Here is a 21,176-nt window from a genome sequence, read left to right as displayed (position 1 = left end):
GTACTAGAGTCAGGAGCTGAGATTATTGAGCAATGAGCTTTTAAGGAGCAATAATTATGCATTGCTGACCTTTGCCTCAACTTCCCATGCTTTAAAGGCGGAGAAGCTTTTGAAGTCGCGTCAGGCGGATTTTCTGGTAATTCCGACTTTGCGCGAGATTTCCACCAGTTGTGGGTTATCCATAAAAATTGCCCCGACCAATTTACCCGATTATTATAATTACCTGAGCAGCAAGAAGGTACATATTGAGGGGACATACCAGGTAGCAAAAGAGGGCAAAAAAAACCGGGTGGAGCAGATTCAAGTATTCAAAGCAGAATAAAAGTAAAACCGTTTCACTATTGCTGAAGCGGTTTTGCTGGAAGGATAGGTTTTACCATGCCGCTTTATCCACTTGACGAAATTAAGAAATATTTTGAACCCTCCGGGCCCATGGAGCAGTTGCTTACGGATTACCGGTTTCGCCAGGAACAGGTCAATTTAGCAGAAGCTGTTAGTGCGGCTTTATCTGACCAGGAATTTTTGCTGGCGGAGGCTGGAACCGGTGTGGGAAAGACTTTTGCTTACCTGCTTCCGGCTGTTTTATGGTCACTGCAGGAAAACGAGAAAGTGGTAATAGCTACCAGGACTAAAGCTTTGCAACAGCAGTTAATCGAGCGAGACCTGCCGGATGTTAAACGGGTGATCAAGGCTGATTTTACTTGTGCCGAAGCCAAGGGTCGGGAGAACTTTCTTTGTTGGAATAAATATATTAATATTCTGGCCGGGAAGAAGCGCCTGCAGGAAGGGGAAATTGAATTTCTGCAGCCAGTTTTGCCCTGGGCCGAAGAAAGCGAAACCGGGGATAGAAAAGAACTCCGCCTCAGCAGTGCTTTAATGAAGCATTGGGATATATTGGCCGCCGATCGTAAGAGCTGCCGCAAAGAAAAATGTCTTTATCATGAAAAATGCTTCCGTTTAAAAATGATAAAGAGGCTGGAGAAGTCCCAAATCATAATTACCAATCATGCCCTTTTGCTTTCTGATGTGCAAGTTGATAACCGGTTATTACCGGAATACCATCACCTGGTAATTGATGAGGCTCACAGCCTGGACCGGGAGGCTTTTGATAAGCTATCCATGCGATTTTCTTTTGGGGATAGCATGGAACTTTTGGAATACCTGCAAAAAGCTTATCTTCCACATATTAGAGAACTGTCTTTCGCAGATAGAGAACTTCTTGAGGAATGTCTGACCCATATCAGTATGGTGGTAAAGTTGTTGAAAGAATATTTTTCTGCCTTGAATCGGCCTCTTTCCTCCAAAAATGACTATGAAGCAACGCTGGTGATTAAGGCAGCAGATTTGGAAAAAACCTGGTTTCTCGAAGCACTGGAGATTCACCGGGATTGGCAGGATAGTATTAATCTGCTTTTAAGAGGTTTGAAGAAACTGGAAGAGGGCATGGGTGGGGTGGAAGAAAGCGAAGAGCTTTCTCGTATAATTATTTCTCTACAAGAGGAAGCTGACCACGCTTTTCAGATCAATGAAGAACATTCTTTTCAAAGTGATATGTTAGTTTGGCTTGATTGTGAACGGGGAAAGGTTAAGGCTGTATCATCATCAGCTGTTTGTATAGCCGGTGAACTGCAAAATCGTCTCTACCACAAGTTGGAGAGTTTGGTGCTGGTATCTGCCACCCTCGCTGTAGAAGAGCGCTTTGACTATTTTCTTAATAAGTTTGGTTTGAGTCAACTGCAGGAAGAAGAGCGACTAAAAACCCTCCTGGAAAAGTCGCCTTTTGATTATGAAAAGCAAGCTGGATATATTTTACTAGACGATATGCCTGCTCGTGCTGAACCGGATTACCAGGAAAAATTGGCAGGAATACTGAGCCAAATAATAGATATAACTGGAGGCCGAACTCTGATTCTCTTTACCTCCAGACAACAGCTCAAGGATATCGCTGGCATTTTAAGACCTTATTGTGAACAGCGCCAGGTTAAATTACTGGTGCAGAACGAGGATGGGGGATTCGAGACCCTCAGAGAACAATACACTGCCCATCCAAGAAGCGTTATTATGGGTCTGGATACCTTCTGGGAAGGTATTGACTTAAAAGGGGATCTATTGAAATGTCTGGTGATTATCAAATTACCCTTTCGTTCTCCTGATGAACCTTTTTGCCAGGCCTGGGAGAAGTATTATCAACAATTAAATCAAAGCGGCTTCAGCCGTTTTTTACTTCCTGATGCCGTTATTCGCTTAAAACAGGGGGTAGGCAGACTGATACGCGGCGAAAATGACCGGGGAGCCATAGTTATACTGGATGCGAGGTTAGGAAAGAGCAGTTATAGTAAAGTATTCTTAAATAGCCTGCCTTTTAAAAACCCCCGCGTTTTGAGTAGTAGGCAGTTTACCCAGGAGTTAAAAAAATGGGTTTAGCCGGGGAGTAACATTTCTCTTCATTCTTCATAGAATATAGCGAAATCTAATCTTCAGGCAAGGGGTGATTTTAGTGCGGGTTTATTACTTCCGAATTCCCGTTTTTCTACGCAATCTATTAAAAAAGGTAATAAAGTAAGTAAAGGAGTAGCTTGTTCTACTCCTTCTCAATTCCCATTTAGCCCTATACCCAGTATTCCACCCAAACCTCCAGCCAGTAAACAAAGCAGGAGGGTGTAGACAAAGGTTTTAAGAGCTATTAGGGACGGGTTAAAAATAAAGGTGGCAATGAGCATTATAATGAAAAAAACCATCCCTATGCTTAAGCCGCGTATAAGTCCTTTACTTCCATAATGCTTGCTCACCTGGCAGGCAGCCAAAAAAATGCTCAAAATGAGTATGCCTTTTCCCAGTGCCGGAAGTAATTCTTCACTCAAACTGCTGAAATAAATCACAAAAGCGGAAACAAGTCCAAGCACCAGAGAAAAGAGAACTGCTTTAGTAATAGCCCGCAATTCTACCGACAGGATTCTATTCATAAGTAAACACCTCCTATGCTTGAAAAATATGTAAGAGCCCGGGAAATTATGACAAGAAAAACTTCCGGGGAAGCATGGGGACATTCTTTTTGCTTCTTTACGCCTCACCCTACATTTTTTAATCACTCTTCTAAATTACCTGGCAGCTTTAATAAACATTAGCAATTAGGTTTTTTAGGGGAAGGGTGATAGCCGTTAAAGCTCTCTATTTAATGAGCATTTTGGCTGGAGGATGTACTCTGCTTGGCTCCATGGCCTTGTTTGCCAAAAGAAAATGGAGCAATAGCAGTCTGGGGCTTTTTCTCGGTTTGGCAGCGGGTGTAATGATTGCGGTAGTGTGTATGGATATGTTGCCATCTGCTTTGCTGGTCAATGCAATAGAAGCTGGCCTGGGTTTTGTTGTAGGCCTGCTGGTTCTAGCTCTTTTACATATAATGCTACTGTCCCGGCAGGCAGAGAATGAAGGTCTTTTAAGGTTGGGTTACTTAATAATGTTGGGCATTGCTCTCCATGATCTTCCAGAGGGAATGGCCATTGCTTTGGGAAGCGAAATGAAAGTTAGGACTGGAATGGTAATTGCTCTGGCCATAGGGATACACAATATACCAGAAGGAATGGCTATTGCTGCTCCTTTGCTAATGGGGGGTATGAAACGATTAAAAATATTTCTTCGAGTTTTTCTGGTTTCGCTGATTACTCCTTTAGGGACACTAACCGGTCAGGGTTTAGTAAAGATTGTTCCAGAAGTATTGGCTTTCCTGTTAGGCTTGGCTTCAGGGGTAATGGTTTTTCTGGTTCTTTTTTACCTTTGGCCGCAGGCTGGGAGCAAGGATAAAAAGAGCCGCGTTCAAGGATTTCTCCTTGGCTTGCTGATTATTGCCGCCGCTACTTTTCTCTAAATCTAAAAATGTACCACGGGAAACTTTTTTTGTCCATTTTAGAAAAGATAGTTTTATTACGGTTTAAGAACCGAACAAAAGAATAAAAAGAGCTGCAAATAAGGATAATAAGGGAAAAAGCAGAGGAGACAAGGATTTGGCAAAGTGGTTATATCTTTCGTTGGCGGCTCTTTCCGGTGCAGCCATGGCCCTGCAGGGAACTTTTAATGCTGCCCTGGGCAAGGTAGTGGGTATCTGGGAATCAACTCTGATAGTACACCTGGTAGGAACAATGACTGTTCTGCTGATAATGTTGGGTTTAAGTACTGGTTTTAGCAACCTGGGCAAGCTGAACAGCGTTCCCTGGTATGCCTTTTTGGGCGGTTTTCTTAATGTATTGATAATCTACGCTCTGGTGCGAGCTATTCCCCAGATTGGAGTAGGAAATGCCACGACCGCCATAATAATAACCCAGGTTTTAACAGCAGTGTGTATTGATAACCTGGGTGCTTTCGGTATGAAGAAGTATGAATTTCATTATCTCGATCTTCTCGGTGTGGCTTTACTGGCGGCCGGAGCCCGGATTCTACTCATGGAGTAAATTCAATTTAGTAGAAGAAACCTCTGGAGAGATTGACCAATAGCACTACTAATCCTGCCAAGATTAGTAGAATGCCCAGAAGGAGTGTCCAAAAAGGAAACGGCAAAAGGCGAAGGGCCAGTTCCAGATAATAGCTTACCAGATCTTCTTTCTTTAAGGTTAACAGGCTGCTTTCGGCTCGTTTATATGAAAAATAAGCCAAGCCTACTAAGAGTACACCAATTAGCAACAGCCATAGCCCTGTATTCACCAAAACACCTCCCCCCCAGCTGTTTTATTACCCCTCACTGCTTACTTACATTTCTAGCGCATGCTTCTTCTATTATATACTAACCACCCATGACCCAGGGACCACAAGCATCGATGAAAAGTGAGTTAGTATGCGCTTGTATCATAAACTGGGGCATGAAATAACCCCATTCCCCTCCCGACGCCTGACTCCTGACGATAACCTCCTTCCCTTCTGACGACCGACGCCTGACGACTAATAAAGAGGATTTACGCTTAAGAGCGTGGAAGTTTCTCTTTAAGCACCGGAAGAAACTGTGGAGCAGTTCCAACACAGCGCTGCAACGAGGCGGAGTATTAGAACCCGCTGCCTGTTTTGTAAACAGGAATCTGACCGTTTAAAGAAGCACCCTGCGGGCACCACTGATGTTCGCTTCGCTCACTATTAAGGAGGCGGGGTACATATTTCACCTCGTTATACCTTTTTGCGGAGAAGCAGCGGATAAACACTAAAGAGGTGGGCAAATGGCCATAAGATACATACTGGGAAGGGCAGGAAAAGGCAAAAGCCATTTAGTTTACCGGGAAATGGAGACGGCTTTGCGGAGCGACAAGGAGCAGGCTTTGATTTTGCTGGTTCCTGAACAATATACGCTGCAAGCCGAAAGGGATGTGATTAGTCAACTGCGCTTGCCGGGTATTATGCGCCTGGAGGTTTTAAGTTTTACTCGCCTGGCTCAGAATGTCTTTAGCCGGGTAGGGGGCTTAACCCGGGTTTTTCTCAATGAACAGGGAAAGATTATGGTCTTAAGACGAATTGTCGATGAATGCGGCCCGGAATTGGGTTTGTATAAAAAGGCAATCCGTCAGGAGGGGTTTATAAAGCAGTTCAGCCAGCTAATGGCCGATTTTAAACAGCGCAATATCCGCCCCGAGGATTTGCAATTGGAGGCTGCTTTTGAAGAAATACCGGATCAGATTATTAAGCAGAAATTAAAGGATATAAGCATAATATACCAACGTTTTAATCAGTATATGGAAGGGCGATACATTGATAGTGAAGACTATATGGAACTTTTAATGGAAAAATTAGAACACTATACCTTGCTCAAAAACGCCAGAGTTTGGATTGATGGTTTTACTACCTTTGCCCCCCAAACCCTCAGAATTATAGAAAAGATTATGGTAATGGCCTATGATACTACTATTTGCTTTACTCTTGATCCGGATACCAAAAAAGCTGATCTGGATTTATTCCAACTACCAGCGCGCAGCTACAGGCAGATCCGTGATATGGTACGAAAAAACAACTTGCAGGAAGAATTAATCTGGGTAGATTCTCGTCCGGCTGAGATGTTGAAGAGTCCGGAGATAAACCACCTGGAGGCAGAGCTCTTTGCCTACCCGGGGAGAATATTTGCTAAAAAGCCGCAGAATATTGAATTATTCGCTGCTACTAATATAAATAGTGAAGTTGAGGCCCTGGCTGCGGAACTTTTGCTTTTAGCGCGCCAGGGCTACCGCTGGAAAGACATGGCGGTGGTCTGTCATGATATGGATCGCTATGGAAGCTTGATAAGAAGGACCTTTCGTGATTATGGCATACCCTGTTTCATGGACAGAAAACGGGATATCATGAGCCATCCCATTATTGAGTTGATTCTTGCTGCTCTGGAAATCCTCAGCCGAGGATACCGTTATGAAGATGTTTTTGCTTATCTCAAAAGCGGTTTCAGCGATTTAAGTGTAGATGAAGTGGAAATATTGGAAAACTATTCTTGGGAATACGGAATCAAAGGTGGTAAATGGAAGGAAGATTTCTCATATGGTGATGCAGAAAGCCTTATCGAATTAAACCAGAAGCGACTCCTGTTTATTAAACCGCTCGAAGACCTTGGCGTTATGCTGAAGGGAAATAACACAATAAGAGAAATGGCTCAGGCCCTCTTTGTATTTCTGGAGAGAGAAAACATTTACTCAAAATTAGAGAAATGGACCAATGATTTAATGGCCAGGGGGTTTCTCGAAGAAGCCAGTGAAAGCTCGCAGCTGTGGAATGCTATGATAGAAATCTTAAAGCAAATGGCGGAGATAATGGGCGAGCAAAAAGTAAATCTTAAGGAATTCAAGAGGATACTGGAAGCCGGCTTTTTATCTTTAGAAATTAAAATAATTCCCACCACAATTGATCAAGTTTTGCTTGGTGATATACAGCGTTCCAAAAGCCATGATATTAAATGTCTCTATGTAATTGGCGTCAATGATGGGATACTGCCTTCATTGGGACGTGAAGAAGGAATTTTAAGTGAAACAGAAAAGGAAGCATTGCAAGAAAAAGGACTGGATCTGGGCTATGAACGAGAAATGAACTGGGAAGAAGAGCGTTTTTTGATTTACACTGCGCTGGCCAAACCGGCTGAAAGAATCTACTTTAGCTATGCCCTGGCGGATGAAGAGGGGAGGGCATTACGTCCTTCACTTTTGATCGATCAGCTAAGAATGATCTTCCCCTCCTTATCATTAAAGACTAATCTCTTGGAGGATCGCCAGTGGCAACTGCAGATGATTGCTACTCCGGAAAGCAGCTTTAAACATATGGTGGAAAAGTTGCGTTTGGGTTTGGATGGGAAAGAATTGGAGGATATCTGGTGGGATGTTTACCGCTGGTATTTTGAGCAGGAAAGATGGCAAGGCTCGAGAGAACTGCTGCTCCAAGGGCTCTTCCATCATAATCAGCCTGAACCCCTCGAACCCCAATTATCACGGCGTCTTTTTGGCACACCGCTTCGCTCCAGTGTTTCTCGCTTGGAGCAGTTTGTAAGTTGTCCCTTTGCCCATTTCGTTCGCTACGGTCTACAGCCGCAGGAAAGAAAGAATTATGAACTCAATAGTCCGGACCTGGGGTTATTATTTCATGATAGTCTTTTACGCTTCAGTCATAAACTTCGGGAGAATAAGCAGAAATGGCCGGAACTGAGTAAAGAGGACTGCCATGCTATTATCGATGCGGTAGTGGATGAAATAGCCCCGAGCTTTGGCCAGGGGATATTTAACAGCCATCCGCGCTACCAGTATTTATTGAATAGATTGAAAAGAATAAGCCGGCGTGCTGTATGGATCTTGACGGAACATATTCAGCAAGGCGATTTTAAGCCCTGGGATTATGAGGTTGCTTTTGGCCGGGGAGGAATGCTTCCCGCGGTTGAAATAGATTTAGAAAACGGAGAAAAAATTATTTTGGAAGGAAGAATAGACCGGGTTGATTTGTTAGAATTAGAAGAGAGCTGTTATGTTAGAATTTTGGACTACAAGTCAGGCCAACAGGATTTTCATCTTTCCGAGGTTTTTTACGGCTTATCCTTGCAGTTAATGGTGTATTTAAAAGCGCTGTTGACAGCCTGGGAGCAAATGGGGAAGAAGCCAGCCGTGCCAGCGGGGGTTTTCTATTTTAAGATAGATGACCCTATGATTAACAGCGAAGAAAAGATTGTGGAAGTAGTGGAAAAGGAGATTGCGAAAAAGCTAAAATTAAAAGGCCTGGTTCTGGCTGATGCTAAAATTGTTCGCCAGATGGATCGTGAAGTGAATGGTTACTCTACAGTCTTGCCACTGGGATTAAGCACCAAGGATGAATTCTACCGTTTTTCATCGGTGTTGCCCCTTAAGGAATTCTTGGCTTTGCTGAAACATGTAGAGCGATTGCTTAAGAGAATTGGACAAGAGATGGTTAATGGGCAGATAAGAATAGAACCAGTTTATACTCGTAGACGACTGGCTTGCACCTATTGTTCTTATCCCTCTATATGCCAGTTTGACCGGCTATTTTCGGACAACAATTGGAGATACCTTAAGCCTATGAGTCGGGAAGAAGTGTTAACATATCTTATGGAAGAAAACAACCAGGGATAGATGGGCAATAAAAAACACTTGTGATAGAATGTTTAAATATCAGAGGTGGAAATATCTAGCTATTAATCTTTCAATGGGGGAATGGAGATGAAGCCAGCAAAGCATGATAAAATTGTAAGTTTTAGTGGAATATCTGATAGTAGTTTTAAGGGATTCAAGGTCATTATTGATCTGTTTACTGATGAATTATATCTTAGAGCACCCGCAGCGAAACTTAGTGGTATAAGCTATAAGTTTGATAGTTTGACTATGCTGCGCTTGGATCGAAAGGAGAAAGGGCATCAGGATATTCTGGATATTAACATTGTTTATCCGGATGGCGAGCAAACGGAAACCGTTATTATCAACCGGGAAGATGCTTACCGGGTATTGATAAGGTACAAATTCTTCAAGGACGGGGCCAGTGAATTAAGGAAGAGGAAAACTGAATTTGAAGAAATAAGCGAATTAAAAAATGTGGCCCTGATCGAGTTTACCAGAAACAGAGATGTTAGGAACTATAACTATGGTACCCTGCTTCTAGCCCAGAAAGAAATGAATTTTATTTCCTACAATGGCAAGAATTTTATCCTGCATCTGGATGAACTAGATAGTGGCTATTATTATCATACCGTAGTTTTGCCCACGGATATTTTGGGTTATTCACGATGGATTTCTGTGCACCGGGTATCGGATTTGAAAAGAGAATCCTGGGAAATTGTTACTTTTATGAGTAATGAGGCCCAGGCGGGTCAGGTGGAAAAACTTTTTGAAGAGCATTACGCTAAATACCTGGAGAATAAGATGAAATCAGTTCAACAGCTCTGGCAGGTTTTTAACCAGCAAATTGAAGAACACTACCAGGCATTGAAAACTGATTCCGAGGTGAAGGAGTTAGCCGGTAAATTTATAAAAGAAAAAGGGGAGGCAGTTTTACTTAACCCTGACAGCTATTGGGATTTGGAATACTTGATGGAAAAAAAGAGAAGCAACGCCTATGTAAAAATTTTAGCTCCATATGAGGAAGAAATAGAGGTATCTCCTCAGGTTAAGACCTTTTTTGAAGATTCCTTCCTTCCATTTTATGAATCTTTGGTGCAGAAGCCGGAGATAAAAAATGAAGTGGCCTTCCTGGCGGTTTGGAAGTTGCTAAAGGCAAGCTCATTGGAGTGTTATGGAGATATGTTCAGCGCTCAGTTTCCTAATTTTTCGGAACAGGACAGTGACTGGCAGGCATGCGTGAATAATTTCTACTCACTATTTAAACCTGCCTCTCCAGCGGAGAAGGATCTGGCCCTGTTCAGCTATTTTATGATGGCAAATTATTGGAAAAATGAAGATAACTTCACTTATTACTACCAGATTATTAAGGAAAGCCAAAACAACGCTTGATTCCATTAAAAACCTTATTTTATGCATATAAATATATAAATGATTCTACTGCAAAAAGTTATTAATATTCATTGGCTTGTATAAATATACCGCTCCAGCGTCCTGTGGGTACGCCTGATGCTCCACCCTGCGGCTGTCGCTATCGGGGTTGTTGCACCTGCTTCGGAAGGACACGGGGGTCGTTCCCTACATCCTTTGCTTGTCTTTGTAAATCTTTTAGCAGTGGAATAAATTTTAGATTGATTATGAATAAGTGGGAGGAACAGAAAAATTGAACCATAACGATTTTGAGGCTATGCATTTAAATATAATCGAGAGCTTGAAGAAACCGCAGGCATTATCCCTGGGTTGGCAATTGGAGAACTGGGCCGCCCAGCAAGGCGAAAAAACTGCCCTGATCTATGGTGACCGCTATATCAGCTATGAGCAATTTAACCAGATGGCCAATCGTTATGCTCATTTCTTTCAGCAAGAGGGATTTAAAAAGGGTGATGTGGTTTCATTACTGATGGATAACCGGCCGGAGTATCTGATGGCGGCCAGTGGTTTAAATAAATTGGGTGTAATAGTTAATCTGGTAAATACGGTTATTCGCGGGGAACGGCTGGCTCATGCCATTAATGTCAGCGAGTCCCGAGCGCTTATCGTTGGCCATGAATTTCTGGAACTCTACCAGTCGGTGAGCAATGGAATCCGGCTGAGAACTCCGGGACGGATCCTGGTGGAAACCGGGGAGCAGAATATTACCTTGCCGCCTGCTGCTGAAGACTTGAATCAACTACTGTCCGGTTGCCCTGCCCATAATCCGGAAAGCACCGGAAAATCAAGCAGTGAAGATATAATAATATATATGGAGACTGCTGGGAGCAGTGGACTGCGCAAAACAGTGATGCTTTCACAAAAAAGATGGCTGCTTATGGGACAGCAGTTTACTATGCTGACTAATATGAATCAGAATTCTATTATTTATTTAGTCATTCCCTTCTTTTACAATATGGGATTTAATATCTGCTTTTCCAGTATGCTGGCAGCTGGTGCCAGTATGGTAATAAAGCCACGTTTCTCGTTGAGCAATTTCTGGCCGGATATTCGCCGCTATAAGGTTACGCATTTTATGGCGGTGGGGGAAATGTTGCGTTACCTTTGCAATCAGCCGGAAGAAGCCGATGATTTGGATAACCCTTTGGAATATATTGTTGGGGTCAATACCCGGGGCGATCTTCTGCAGCAACTGCAGCAGCGTTTTGGAATTAAGAAGATTGTTGAGGCTTATGGAACTTCTGAAGGCGTAGGAACCTACATCAATGAGGATGAGATCCCCGGTATGTGCGGCAATCTTAATCTGAGAGCTATGCGGCAGGGAGAAGTGGTAAAGTATGACTACGACAGTGAAAGGATAACTCGAGATGATAAAGGATTGGCAGTAATCTGTAAGCCGGGTGAGATTGGACTCGTTCTTTCGGAAATAAATGCCAATAACCCATTTGGGGGCTATGTTAATGATAGTGAGATGAGTGAAGCCAGAATTGTCCGCGATGTGCTGCAAATAGGGGATGAATACTTTAACACGGGTGATTTGGTAAAACTTCATGATGGAGATTATATATCCTTTGTTGATCGTTTGGGTGATACTTACCGTTGGAAAAGTAAAACCGTTTCTGCTAATCAGGTGGCAGATGTTATAAATAAATTCTTTGGTAGTATTGAAGAAGCCTTTGTTTATGGAGTAAAGGTTCCCGGCATGGAGGGAAACTGTGGGATGGCCGCTCTGCAATTGTTGGATGATGTACCTCTGGATTGGGATAATCTAGTGGATCATATCAATCGCAGAATGCCTGACCATGCCCGCCCGGTATTTATCCGTATTTGTGCTCATGTAGACCCCAGGTTGTTTCGGAAAAAAAGGCGGCAACTACAGGAGGAAGGCTTTAACCCAACGCTAGTCAGAGATCCTCTTTACTATTTCGATCTTAAGCGTAATGCTTATCTTACTTTAACTACAGAAAAATATCAGGATATTAAGGATGGCAAAATCCGCTTATAAGCTACGTTGAAACAACTATTATGGGGAGGGCGAAAAATGAATTGGATGGAAGAAATTGATCGTTACAGCCGCTATAATGTTTTCCTCAAAATACTTCAGAGCAAGGAGTATATATCTTTATTTGACCCCAGGTTAAAAAGATATATGGATATATTGATAGAGTTGGAAAAGCCTTTTACTAACTGGTCTACCCCTAACAATATCATATTAGTACATAATACCTTGTGCTTGCGGCATTTCCCCAACAAATATGAGAGTTCGGCTAAAAGGCCGGTATTGATTTTACCGCCTCAAGCTGGACACCATTCCAACCTGGCCGATTATTCCCCGGCCCAGAGTCTGGTTCGGGTATTTCACCGCTATGGCTATGATGTTTATGTTACCCAGTGGTTATCCGCTACTACTGAGTATAAAGATCTGGGAATTGAAGATTATATAAGGTTGACCGATGAAGCGGTGGAAGAAGTAAGAAAAAGAACCGGGGTTTACAAAATTCACCTGGTGGGGCAATGTCAAGGCGGTTGGCAGGCCAGTATTTATACATCTCTTTTTCCAGATAAGATTTCCACGCTGGTATCAGCGGCAGCTCCGATAGATGTTAATGCCAAATCCTCCCCTATAGTGGAATATGCCCAAAAGCTGTCCATTGATGTTTTTCGCTTTATGGTTAATTCCGGCGGTGGGGTAATGCAGGGTAAATATATTTTACAGGGTTTTAAGAGCATGCAGCCGGAAGAGCATTATGTGCGCAAGTATTTTCGTCTCTGGCAGATGATCAAAGAGGGCGATGAAGATGGAATTAAGCGTTTTATACACTTTGAAAACTGGTATCAGTATACGCAAAATCTTCCCGGACGTTTTTATCTGGAGATTGTAAAAAACATATTCAAAGAGAATAATCTCACCAAGCCAGACAGTTTTCAGCTTGATGGCCGTCCGGTGGATTTAAGAAATATCAGCTGCCCGGTAATCATAATGGCCGGGAAGAAAGACCATATTACTCCTCCTGAGCAGGCCTTTGCTCTTAAGAACTATATCTCTACCCCGGCTGCGGATGTAATCGAGATACTAACCGAGGGAGGACATATCGGGACTTTGATGGGTACCGAATCTCTGCGGGAGGACTGGACTGCGGTAAACGAAGTGCTTAAGCTGGCCATTTAGGGGTGAAAATATGGCCCATTGGACAATAGAACAGGAAGAAGCAATAAATGCGCGCAATAGCAATCTCCTGGTAGCAGCCGCCGCCGGTTCGGGAAAAACTACGGTTCTGGTGGAACGGATAATTCAACTTGTTCTTCGTGATCGAATTGATATCGATCGCATGCTTATAGTAACTTTTACCCAGGCGGCGGCCGGAGAGATGCGCGAAAGAATCAACGCCGCCTTTTTTAAAGAACTGGAGAAAGGAAGAGAAGACGGGCATCTCAGAAGGCAACTCTATTTATTAAATCGCTCCTCCATCAGTACCATTCATGCCTTCTGCAGCGATGTAGTACGGCAGCATTTTCACCTGGTTAATATTGACCCTCATTTCAGAATTGCCGATAGTACTGAGACTGAATTGATTAAGATGGAAGCCCTGGAAGAGCTTTTGGATGGGGAGTACGAAAAGGGGAATGATGGTTTTGGGGATCTGGTGGAGGTGTTCGGCGGCAATAAAGACGATAAACCGCTGGAAGCCCTTATATTACGCTTACACAGCTTTATTCAGAGTCATCCCCAGCCGTTCAGCTGGTTAGAGGAGAAAATTGATAATCTGGCTCTGGGTGAAGATAATTGGGCGGAAAATCCCTGGGCCAGTGAGCTTAGCCAACAAATAAAGATAGAACTATCTGCTGCCCAGGATATTTTAAATCAGGCCCTCAAGCTCTGCAATAAAGCCGATGGACCCTGGGGATATCTTGAAGCTATTGAAAATGATCAGAAATGGGTGGCGCTTTTGCTAAAGGCAGCGGATCAGGGCCTGCCTGCCCTATATTCCTGCCTGCAGCAGCTCAGTTTTACCCGCCTGGGGAGGGTTTACCGGGATGTGGATGAAAACCTTAAGAATCAAGTAAAGATTCTCCGGGATGAAAGCAAAAAAATACTTAACGCTATAAATAGTTTGTTGGGCCGTGATCCGCTGGAATACCTGCAGGATTTAAATGAAATCTACCCCATAATGAAGTACCTGGGGGAGATCATACAAAGTTTTGCGGAAATTTACCAGGAAAAGAAAAGAGAGAAAGGAATAGTCGATTTTAATGACCTGGAGCATTTGGCTTTGCAGATCCTGAGTAACGAAGCAGTAGCTCGAGAATACCGGGATTATTATAGTTACATATTCATTGATGAATACCAGGATAGTAATCTGGTACAGGAGACTATTCTAAATTATATCAAAAAAGAAGATAACCTCTTTATGGTGGGGGATGTCAAGCAGAGCATCTATCGCTTTCGATTGGCTGATCCCTCTTTGTTTTTGGAGAAACAAAATTCTTACCCCTTGCAAGATGGCAGCGTGAACAGAAGGGTTGATCTTAACAAGAATTTTCGCAGTCATCCTGAAATACTAAACGCCGTCAATTATCTTTTCCGCCATTTAATGTCCCAAGAACTGGGGGAAATTGATTATGATGAAAAATCCTATCTCTATCCCGGGCTTAACACTAAGCTAAAATACGAAGAAATAGATGATCCATCCAGCCAGGAAGGAAAGGAGAAAGAGAATACAGCCAGTAGGGTGGAGATCTATATACTGGAAAACAACCCGGATCTTATTGCCAGGTTGGAGGAGAATGAAACAGAAGAACGAGAAATCCCGGGTGAAGCGGAAAATGAGTTTATTGAACGCATAATTGAAATGGATAATACGGAAATGGAAGCCCTCTTAATTGCCCAAAAGATCAGACAGCTCTTGGAGAAAGATATTTATGACCCTAAACTGCAATGCAGGAGAAAAATAGAATACCGGGATATGGTAATATTGCTGCGAGCTACTCGAAACTCTGCCGGGATATTCATGGAACAGTTAAGCTCGGAAGGCATACCGGTTTATGCTGATGCCAGTTCGGGTTATTTTGATACTATAGAGTTGAATTTGTTTATAAACCTTTTGCGCTTAATTGATAATAAAAGACAGGACATAGCTCTTCTGAGCGTGATGCGCTCACCCATAGGTGGATTCAGTATAGAAGATTTTATTAAAATCAGGACCAGGCTGATTCCCCGCCGTGAAAAACAATCCTGTTCTTTTTATGAGGCCATGGAAATCTATATGGAAGAGAATAATGATGACTTGAAGGATAGATTAGTATTCTTCATACAGCGCCTAAAGGAGTGGGAATTAGAGTCTCGCATCATGGCATTGGATGAATTTATGGGGAAGCTCTTAATGGATACCGCTTATTATTACTATGCCGGGGCTATGCCCGGGGGGGTGCAGCGCCAGGCCAACCTTAGAATTCTGCTGCACCGGGCGCGGGAATTCCAAAAGAGTTCTTTTAAAGGCTTGTTTAGTTTCATAAAGTACATAGAAAAAATCAAGTCCAGTGGGAGTGATATGGGGAATGCCTGCATTATTGGAGAGAACGATAATGTAGTACGCATTATGAGCATCCACAAGAGCAAGGGCTTGGAGTTCCCGGTGGTTATTCTGGGTGGATTGGGAAAAAATTTTAATATAAGGGATAGCAATGAAAATGTTCTGCTGCACCGGAAGCTGGGAATAGGCCCCCGTTATATCAATACCCAGCTTAGAACCTATCACGATACCATTGCCCGCCTGGCCATTAAGAACCGGATAAAATTGGAGAACCTGGCTGAGGAAATGAGGATACTCTATGTGGCTTGTACCCGACCTCAAGAAAAGTTAATTATGGTGGGAACTACCCGCCAGTTGGAAAGTGCATGGCGAAGATGGAGCCAGGCAGTAAACTCCTATAACCAGTCCCGGGCCAGGAGTTTTCTGGATTGGCTTATCCCTATTATTATGCGGCATAAGGAAGAGGGGCAGTACCTGCGAGAAATAGCCGGAGGAGATTGGGATAGAGAAATACTATGGGAAGATGAATCCAGGTGGAAAGTTCAGCTTATCAGTCCCTGGCAGTTAAGCGCCGAGGAAAAAAGGAAAAAGGAAGAAAAGCATGAATGGGAGAGACTATTAGAACAAGGGGGCTATCCATGCCCTTCTGCCGAAAATGAAGAAATTAGAAAGCGCTTGAACTGGAAATATCCTTACCAGGAAGCAGAAAAGATTCCGGCCAAAATATCCGTAAGCCAGGTCAGCCAGATTAGCAGCGGCTATTTGGAGGATGGAGCAGATACTTTTCTAACCCGGGTTCCTGCTTTTCTAAGCGGAGAAGAAGGCCAGAAAACGAAGTTTAGCCCGGTTGATAAAGGCATCATTGTCCATTTGGTAATGCAAAATATTGATTACAGGCGAGTTAGCCGGGAGGATAGTATTAAACAACAATTGGGCGAGATGGTGGAAAGGGAAATCTTAACCCCGGAACAACTTGCCGTGGTTGAGGTTAATAAAATATGGCGATTCTTCCAAGCGAAGCTGGGACAAAGGGTATTACAAGCAAAACGGCTATTTCGGGAAGCGCCTTTCAATCTGCTTACTCCAGCCAACGAGGTTTTTCCTGCCACGGAAAGCCAGGAAGAACTTCTGATTCAGGGGATTATAGACCTGTATTTTTATGAGGGCGAAGATATTGTTTTGCTCGATTTTAAAAGTGATATCGTTCACCATAAAAGTGAGGAGGAAATCTTAGCTCCTTACCAGGTACAACTCAAGCTCTACAAGAAAGCGTTGGAGAGAATTACCGGTCATAGGGTCAAGGAGTCTTATCTCTACTTTTTTGACTTGAACCGTGCAATCAGAGTCTAGATGAATAACTGATGATTCCACTGCAAAAAGTAATAATTATGCATTAGTTTGCATAAATATTCCGCTCCAGCGTCCTTAATAGCGACCGCAGGGAGCATCAGTTGTGCCCGACAGGGCGCTACGCATGGGCAACACCAACGGCTTGTCTCGCGGCTCAAGGGGTACCGCGCCAATCTCCCGTCCATGGGAGGTGGCGCTCTCGCGACATCCTGTCGCTCGCCCCCTTTCGCCTGCTCGTCTTCGCCGGTGCAACCTTAATAGTGACATCCGAAGGATGGAACATCAGGAGTACCCGAAGGGTGAAGCATCCATGCTTCGCCAACGCTCGCTTTGCATATTTATGCAACCCCATGCAACAAAAAGGGTTTTTTGCAGTAGAGTCACTGATGAATTACCGAAATAATAAAAGCAGGTGTCATGATAGACACCTGCTTTTTAATTCCAGAATAAATCTATTCTACGGGTTAATCTTGCAGGTCTTGGTCCAGATACGCATCTTTTGAGCTTCTTTTACGAGTTCATCTCTGAAATCAGGATGGGCGATGTTGATTAGAGCTTCAGCTCTTTCCCAGGTGCTTCTTGCTTTCAGGTTAACGGTGCCATACTCGGTGGTAACCAGGTAGACACAGGAACGGGGAACAGTTACTATGGTTCCGGGGCTTAAGGTAGGTCTGATACGGGAAACCCGGCTTCCATCCTTGAGAGTGGTGGTCGAGCTCAAGCAGATAAAGCCCTTGCCGCCTTTGGACCTGTAGGAACCGAGGATAAAGTCAAACTGACCGCCGGTACCGGAAATGTGCCTCCAGCCTGCGGATTCAGAGGCTACCTGGCCAAAGAGGTCCACTTCCAGGGCGTTGTTTATTCCTACCACCTTATCGTTTTGCCCGATAACCGCAGGGTCATTGGTATAGCCTACCGGGTAACTGGCAATGGCCGGGTTGCGGTCCATAAAGTTATAAAGCTTTTCACTGCCCATGGCGAAGGTGTAGACCATTTTTCCCTTATCAATGCTCTTGCGCTTATTGTTTACTCTGCCGGCATCATACATATCCACATAGGCATCCACCAGCATTTCGGTATGCACTCCCAGGTCCTTCAAATCGGACTGGGCGATCATCGTTCCAACGGTATTGGGCATAGCCCCGATGCCCAGTTGTATGCAGGAACCGTCCTCCATCTCTTCCATAACCAGGGAGGCGATTTTGCGGTCTACATCCGTAACCGGCAGTTCGGGCAGACTCAAAAGTTTGGGGTTGGTCTGGCTTTCGACTATGTAGTCGATGTCGGAGATATGAACCGCTTCCTTGGAGCCACCGAAACATACGGGGATGGAGGTGTTGACTTCGACAATTTTTATTTTAGCTTTATTAATTACGTAAGAAGATATGGAATTGGAGGTACCCAGGTTAAAAAAGCCATGTTTGTCCATGGGAGCTACCGGAATAAAGGCCACATCGATATGGGCAAAATCTTCGACAAACCTGCCGGCTTCATGATAGGTCAGGGGAATGTAGTTACAGAGATCCTTCATGGCCAACTGGCGGGAACCGCCGGAAAAATGCCAGTCATTATAAATGAAATGATCTCTTTCCGGGTCACATTTTACTATTTCAGGCATAAACGTTGCAGTTACTACTCTGACTTTTACATCTTTGAGTTCATCTTTGCGCCGGGCCAGGGCTGCGTCCAGATCCTTGGCCTGCATCATGAACTCACCGTATTCCACCCAATCGCCGGATTTTACGATCTTAACTGCTTCATCCGCAGTGCGCAGTTTCTCTTTATACAGATCCAAATAAGTCTTTCCCACTAAAAATAACCCCCTTAAATATTTTCTCTTTAGTATCCAACCAATTTTTGATAATTCCACCTATCCGACTTGGAAAAAGAAAATTTAAGTTGGTACCACCTCCTTCATAAGGAATCGCTAAGATATTGAAGTAAAAAATCCTGAAGAGAGTTTTGGATGTAGGAGATTTCTCGAATGCTTGTAAAATACTGTTTTTAGTTACATACTATTAATTATGCCATTGAATCTAACAATTGAAAAGTCAATAAATTCAGAATTTATTAACGAGGTGAAATATGTCTCCCGCTTCTTTAAGCGGTTCCTATTAACAAAACAGGCAAAGAGCCCTAATCTCCCGCCTCGTTGCAGCGCTGTGTTGAAACTGCTCCGCAGTTTCTTCCGATGCTTAAAAAAACAATATATAGGACTCTTCTTTATGGATAACGAATATGAATTTGGGGTTAAAATTCGCCATAATACTTAAAAGTCCTTTAATAAATTTCTAAAAAAGAGTGAATTTTCTCACAAAACATTTTGGGGAAATAGTTTAATTATTATGGATAGCTTAATTATGGGGAATTCCTCTATAGGGTTAGTACTAAAATAAACAAGCATTGTGAACCAATTTATCAGAATCTTATGAATGCGTTTGCCCGGGAAGCTTGCATATATAAAAAGACTAAAATACAATATACAGGGAAGGAGATGGGCTTTTGCAACAGGATAAAGGTAAACTTGATATCATTGCCAGTAAAGCTTTTTCGGCCAGTCCTGAACTGGTTCGGATTGTAGATTTTTTGAACAAAAGCCTGAAAGGCAAGAAAATAATGTTTGGTTTGAGTAAAAATAAAGAGAAAGAGCAGATGACCATTAGCATTTATGAATTTGAATAGCTTTGAGGTGAATGATAATTGAGTAAAGAACTTCGCGACTTTATTAAGGAAACCATTAGTATAATAGTTATCGCTTTTATTTTATCCTTGATCCTCAGGGCTTTCGTAATAGAGGGAAGAGAAATACCTTCCGGCTCTATGTTACAAACCCTGCAAATTGATGACCGGGTTATGGTAAATAAGTTCATTTATCATTTTAAGGAACCGGTGAGAGGCGACATAGTTATTTTTGATCCGCCTGAAGAATTAAATTCCAGCAAGTATTTTATCAAGCGGGTAATCGGACTGCCCGGAGAAAAGGTAGAAATGAAAGAAGGCCGGGTATTTATTAATGACAAACCCCTGTCTGAGCCCTACCTGCCTGAGGAAATAAACTATCAATTTGGACCGGTGGTAGTCCCTTCAGATGCCTTATTGGTTCTGGGTGATAACCGCAATTTTAGTTTTGACAGCCATATGTGGAATACCTGGTTAACCCGTGATCGGATCAAAGGTAAGGCTTTTATGATTTACTGGCCTCTGTCCCATTTTTGCCTTTTGGAACGGGAGGTTTCTTTTGAATGAGGATTCTCCTAACCAATGATGATGGAATTCACGCCCGGGGGATACAAGCTTTGATTGGAGAACTGGGCTCCATAGCGGAGCTCTTTGTAGTTGCCCCTGACCGCGAAAGGAGCGGAACCGGTCATTCCATTACGGTCTTTGATCCGATTAAAGTAATAAAGGCCAAATTGGCAGGAATAAAAGCCGGTTGGGTAATCGGAGGTACTCCGGTTGATTGTGTAAAACTGGCCAGCAGTAAGCTGGTAGGAGATAATATTGACCTGGTGGTATCCGGAATCAATCATGGGCCCAACCTGGGAACCGATGTATTGTATTCGGGAACGGTTTCGGCAGCGGTTGAAGGAGTTATTATGGGTTCCCCCTCCATTGCGGTATCTTTGAATTCCTTTGCCGCAGATACGGATTTTTCTTTTGCGGCCAGGTTTACCCGCCGGGTTATTCAGAATCTTTTTAAAAATGGTATGGAAAAGAAGACCTTGTTGAATATAAACATCCCCTACCTATGTCCGCAGGACATTAAAGGTATCAGAATCACCCGCCTGGGGGTTAGAAATTATGAAAACCTCTTTGAAGAAAGGCAGGATCCACGGGGTAACACTTATTTTTGGATGGGTGGCGGAGTATTGGAGGAACCGCAGGAAGAAGATAGTGATGTAAATGCAGTACAGCATTCCTACATAAGTATAACCCCCATACATTTTGATTTGACTGACTACCGCCTGGTAGAGCAGTATCGGAAATCATTCAGCCAGTTTTCACATTTATTGGGAGATGCCAATGATATTTTTTAGCCTAATTTTGAATACCGCCATATTTTTTATAGTACTTAACTTTTCTTATATAAAAAAGAAGAGGGAAAATCCGGCTTATCCTGATAAACCGGTAAGCCAACTAATTCTCTTCCCACTGGCTTTAGGGGTGGTATTTACTCTCATAGTAGATGTTTTCAGGGGATTTATGCTTTATCAGTTGCTTATATTTTTGCTGGCCGCTTTGCTTCTATATTGGATTTTTTATGTACTTAAGAAAAGCTAGGATTTTAGCAAAAAGCTTTGATAGT

Annotated in this window: 16 protein-coding genes; 13 read left to right on the top strand and 3 right to left on the bottom strand. The window is 43.1% G+C overall.

The features are described 5' to 3' along the window. Window positions 1-25 precede the first annotated feature (25 nt). Entirely contained in the window at window positions 26-322 is a 297-nt protein-coding gene (locus AWB54_RS11495; RefSeq protein ID WP_061214749.1) for a DUF3343 domain-containing protein, read from the top strand. A gap of 56 nt (window positions 323-378) precedes the next feature. Further along, on the top strand, window positions 379-2,424 hold the full coding sequence (locus AWB54_RS11490) for an ATP-dependent DNA helicase (RefSeq protein WP_061214748.1): 2,046 nt from the start codon (window positions 379-381) through the stop codon (window positions 2,422-2,424). Between the two features lie 167 nt (window positions 2,425-2,591). Here AWB54_RS11490 and AWB54_RS11485 read toward each other — a convergent pair whose 3' ends face one another. After that, entirely contained in the window at window positions 2,592-2,963 is a 372-nt protein-coding gene (locus tag AWB54_RS11485) for a TIGR04086 family membrane protein (RefSeq protein ID WP_061214747.1), read from the bottom strand. A 185-nt stretch (window positions 2,964-3,148) separates the two neighbouring features. On the opposite strand from AWB54_RS11485, the gene AWB54_RS11480 reads away from it, so the two are divergent. Beyond that, entirely contained in the window at window positions 3,149-3,862 is a 714-nt protein-coding gene (locus tag AWB54_RS11480; protein ID WP_082736186.1) for a ZIP family metal transporter, read from the top strand. Window positions 3,863-3,998: 136 nt separating this feature from the next. Beyond that, entirely contained in the window at window positions 3,999-4,442 is a 444-nt protein-coding gene (locus AWB54_RS11475; protein WP_082736185.1) for a DMT family transporter, read from the top strand. A gap of 7 nt (window positions 4,443-4,449) precedes the next feature. Here the strand turns inward: AWB54_RS11475 and AWB54_RS11470 are convergent, their stop codons facing one another. Beyond that, a complete protein-coding gene (locus tag AWB54_RS11470; protein ID WP_061214746.1) occupies window positions 4,450-4,692 on the bottom strand; it encodes a hypothetical protein in 243 nt (80 codons plus the stop codon). A 503-nt stretch (window positions 4,693-5,195) separates the two neighbouring features. Between AWB54_RS11470 and addB the strand changes: the two genes are divergently transcribed. From addB to addA, 5 genes are all read left to right on the top strand, one after another. Continuing rightward, window positions 5,196-8,579, top strand: coding sequence for a helicase-exonuclease AddAB subunit AddB (gene addB / locus AWB54_RS11465; RefSeq protein WP_061214745.1), 3,384 nt, complete (start codon window positions 5,196-5,198; stop codon window positions 8,577-8,579). An 87-nt stretch (window positions 8,580-8,666) separates the two neighbouring features. Continuing rightward, window positions 8,667-9,950 carry a hypothetical protein gene (locus AWB54_RS11460; RefSeq protein ID WP_061214744.1) on the top strand — a complete coding sequence of 428 codons (1,284 nt, stop codon included), beginning with the start codon at window positions 8,667-8,669 and terminating at the stop codon, window positions 9,948-9,950. 271 nt (window positions 9,951-10,221) lie between these two features. Next, entirely contained in the window at window positions 10,222-11,994 is a 1,773-nt protein-coding gene (locus AWB54_RS11455) for a long-chain-acyl-CoA synthetase (protein WP_061214743.1), read from the top strand. 36 nt (window positions 11,995-12,030) lie between these two features. Then, entirely contained in the window at window positions 12,031-13,158 is a 1,128-nt protein-coding gene (locus tag AWB54_RS11450; protein WP_061214742.1) for an alpha/beta fold hydrolase, read from the top strand. 10 nt (window positions 13,159-13,168) lie between these two features. Further along, window positions 13,169-16,870, top strand: coding sequence for a helicase-exonuclease AddAB subunit AddA (gene addA / locus AWB54_RS11445; protein ID WP_061214741.1), 3,702 nt, complete (start codon window positions 13,169-13,171; stop codon window positions 16,868-16,870). 457 nt (window positions 16,871-17,327) lie between these two features. Here the strand turns inward: addA and AWB54_RS11440 are convergent, their stop codons facing one another. Beyond that, window positions 17,328-18,680 carry an acetyl-CoA hydrolase/transferase family protein gene (locus tag AWB54_RS11440; protein ID WP_061214740.1) on the bottom strand — a complete coding sequence of 451 codons (1,353 nt, stop codon included), beginning with the start codon at window positions 18,678-18,680 and terminating at the stop codon, window positions 17,328-17,330. A gap of 692 nt (window positions 18,681-19,372) precedes the next feature. Between AWB54_RS11440 and AWB54_RS11435 the strand changes: the two genes are divergently transcribed. The 4 genes from AWB54_RS11435 to AWB54_RS11420 are packed head-to-tail and all read left to right on the top strand — an operon-like array spanning window position 19,373 to window position 21,151. After that, window positions 19,373-19,552, top strand: coding sequence for a YpmA family protein (locus AWB54_RS11435; protein ID WP_061214739.1), 180 nt, complete (start codon window positions 19,373-19,375; stop codon window positions 19,550-19,552). Between the two features lie 18 nt (window positions 19,553-19,570). Beyond that, window positions 19,571-20,116: a signal peptidase I gene (gene lepB, locus AWB54_RS11430; RefSeq protein WP_061214738.1), complete on the top strand. Its 546-nt coding sequence runs from the start codon at window positions 19,571-19,573 to the stop codon at window positions 20,114-20,116. Beyond that, entirely contained in the window at window positions 20,113-20,907 is a 795-nt protein-coding gene (surE, locus tag AWB54_RS11425) for a 5'/3'-nucleotidase SurE (RefSeq protein WP_061214737.1), read from the top strand. The genes lepB and surE overlap by 4 nt, the downstream gene beginning before the upstream one ends. Next, window positions 20,894-21,151: a hypothetical protein gene (locus AWB54_RS11420; protein ID WP_061214736.1), complete on the top strand. Its 258-nt coding sequence runs from the start codon at window positions 20,894-20,896 to the stop codon at window positions 21,149-21,151. Before surE ends, AWB54_RS11420 begins: the two co-directional genes overlap by 14 nt. Window positions 21,152-21,176 lie beyond the last annotated feature (25 nt).

The sequence above is a fragment of the Syntrophomonas wolfei subsp. methylbutyratica genome, assembly GCF_001570625.1.
Classification (GTDB): domain Bacteria; phylum Bacillota; class Syntrophomonadia; order Syntrophomonadales; family Syntrophomonadaceae; genus Syntrophomonas; species Syntrophomonas methylbutyratica.
This window is presented reverse-complemented; position numbering and strand designations above follow the sequence as displayed.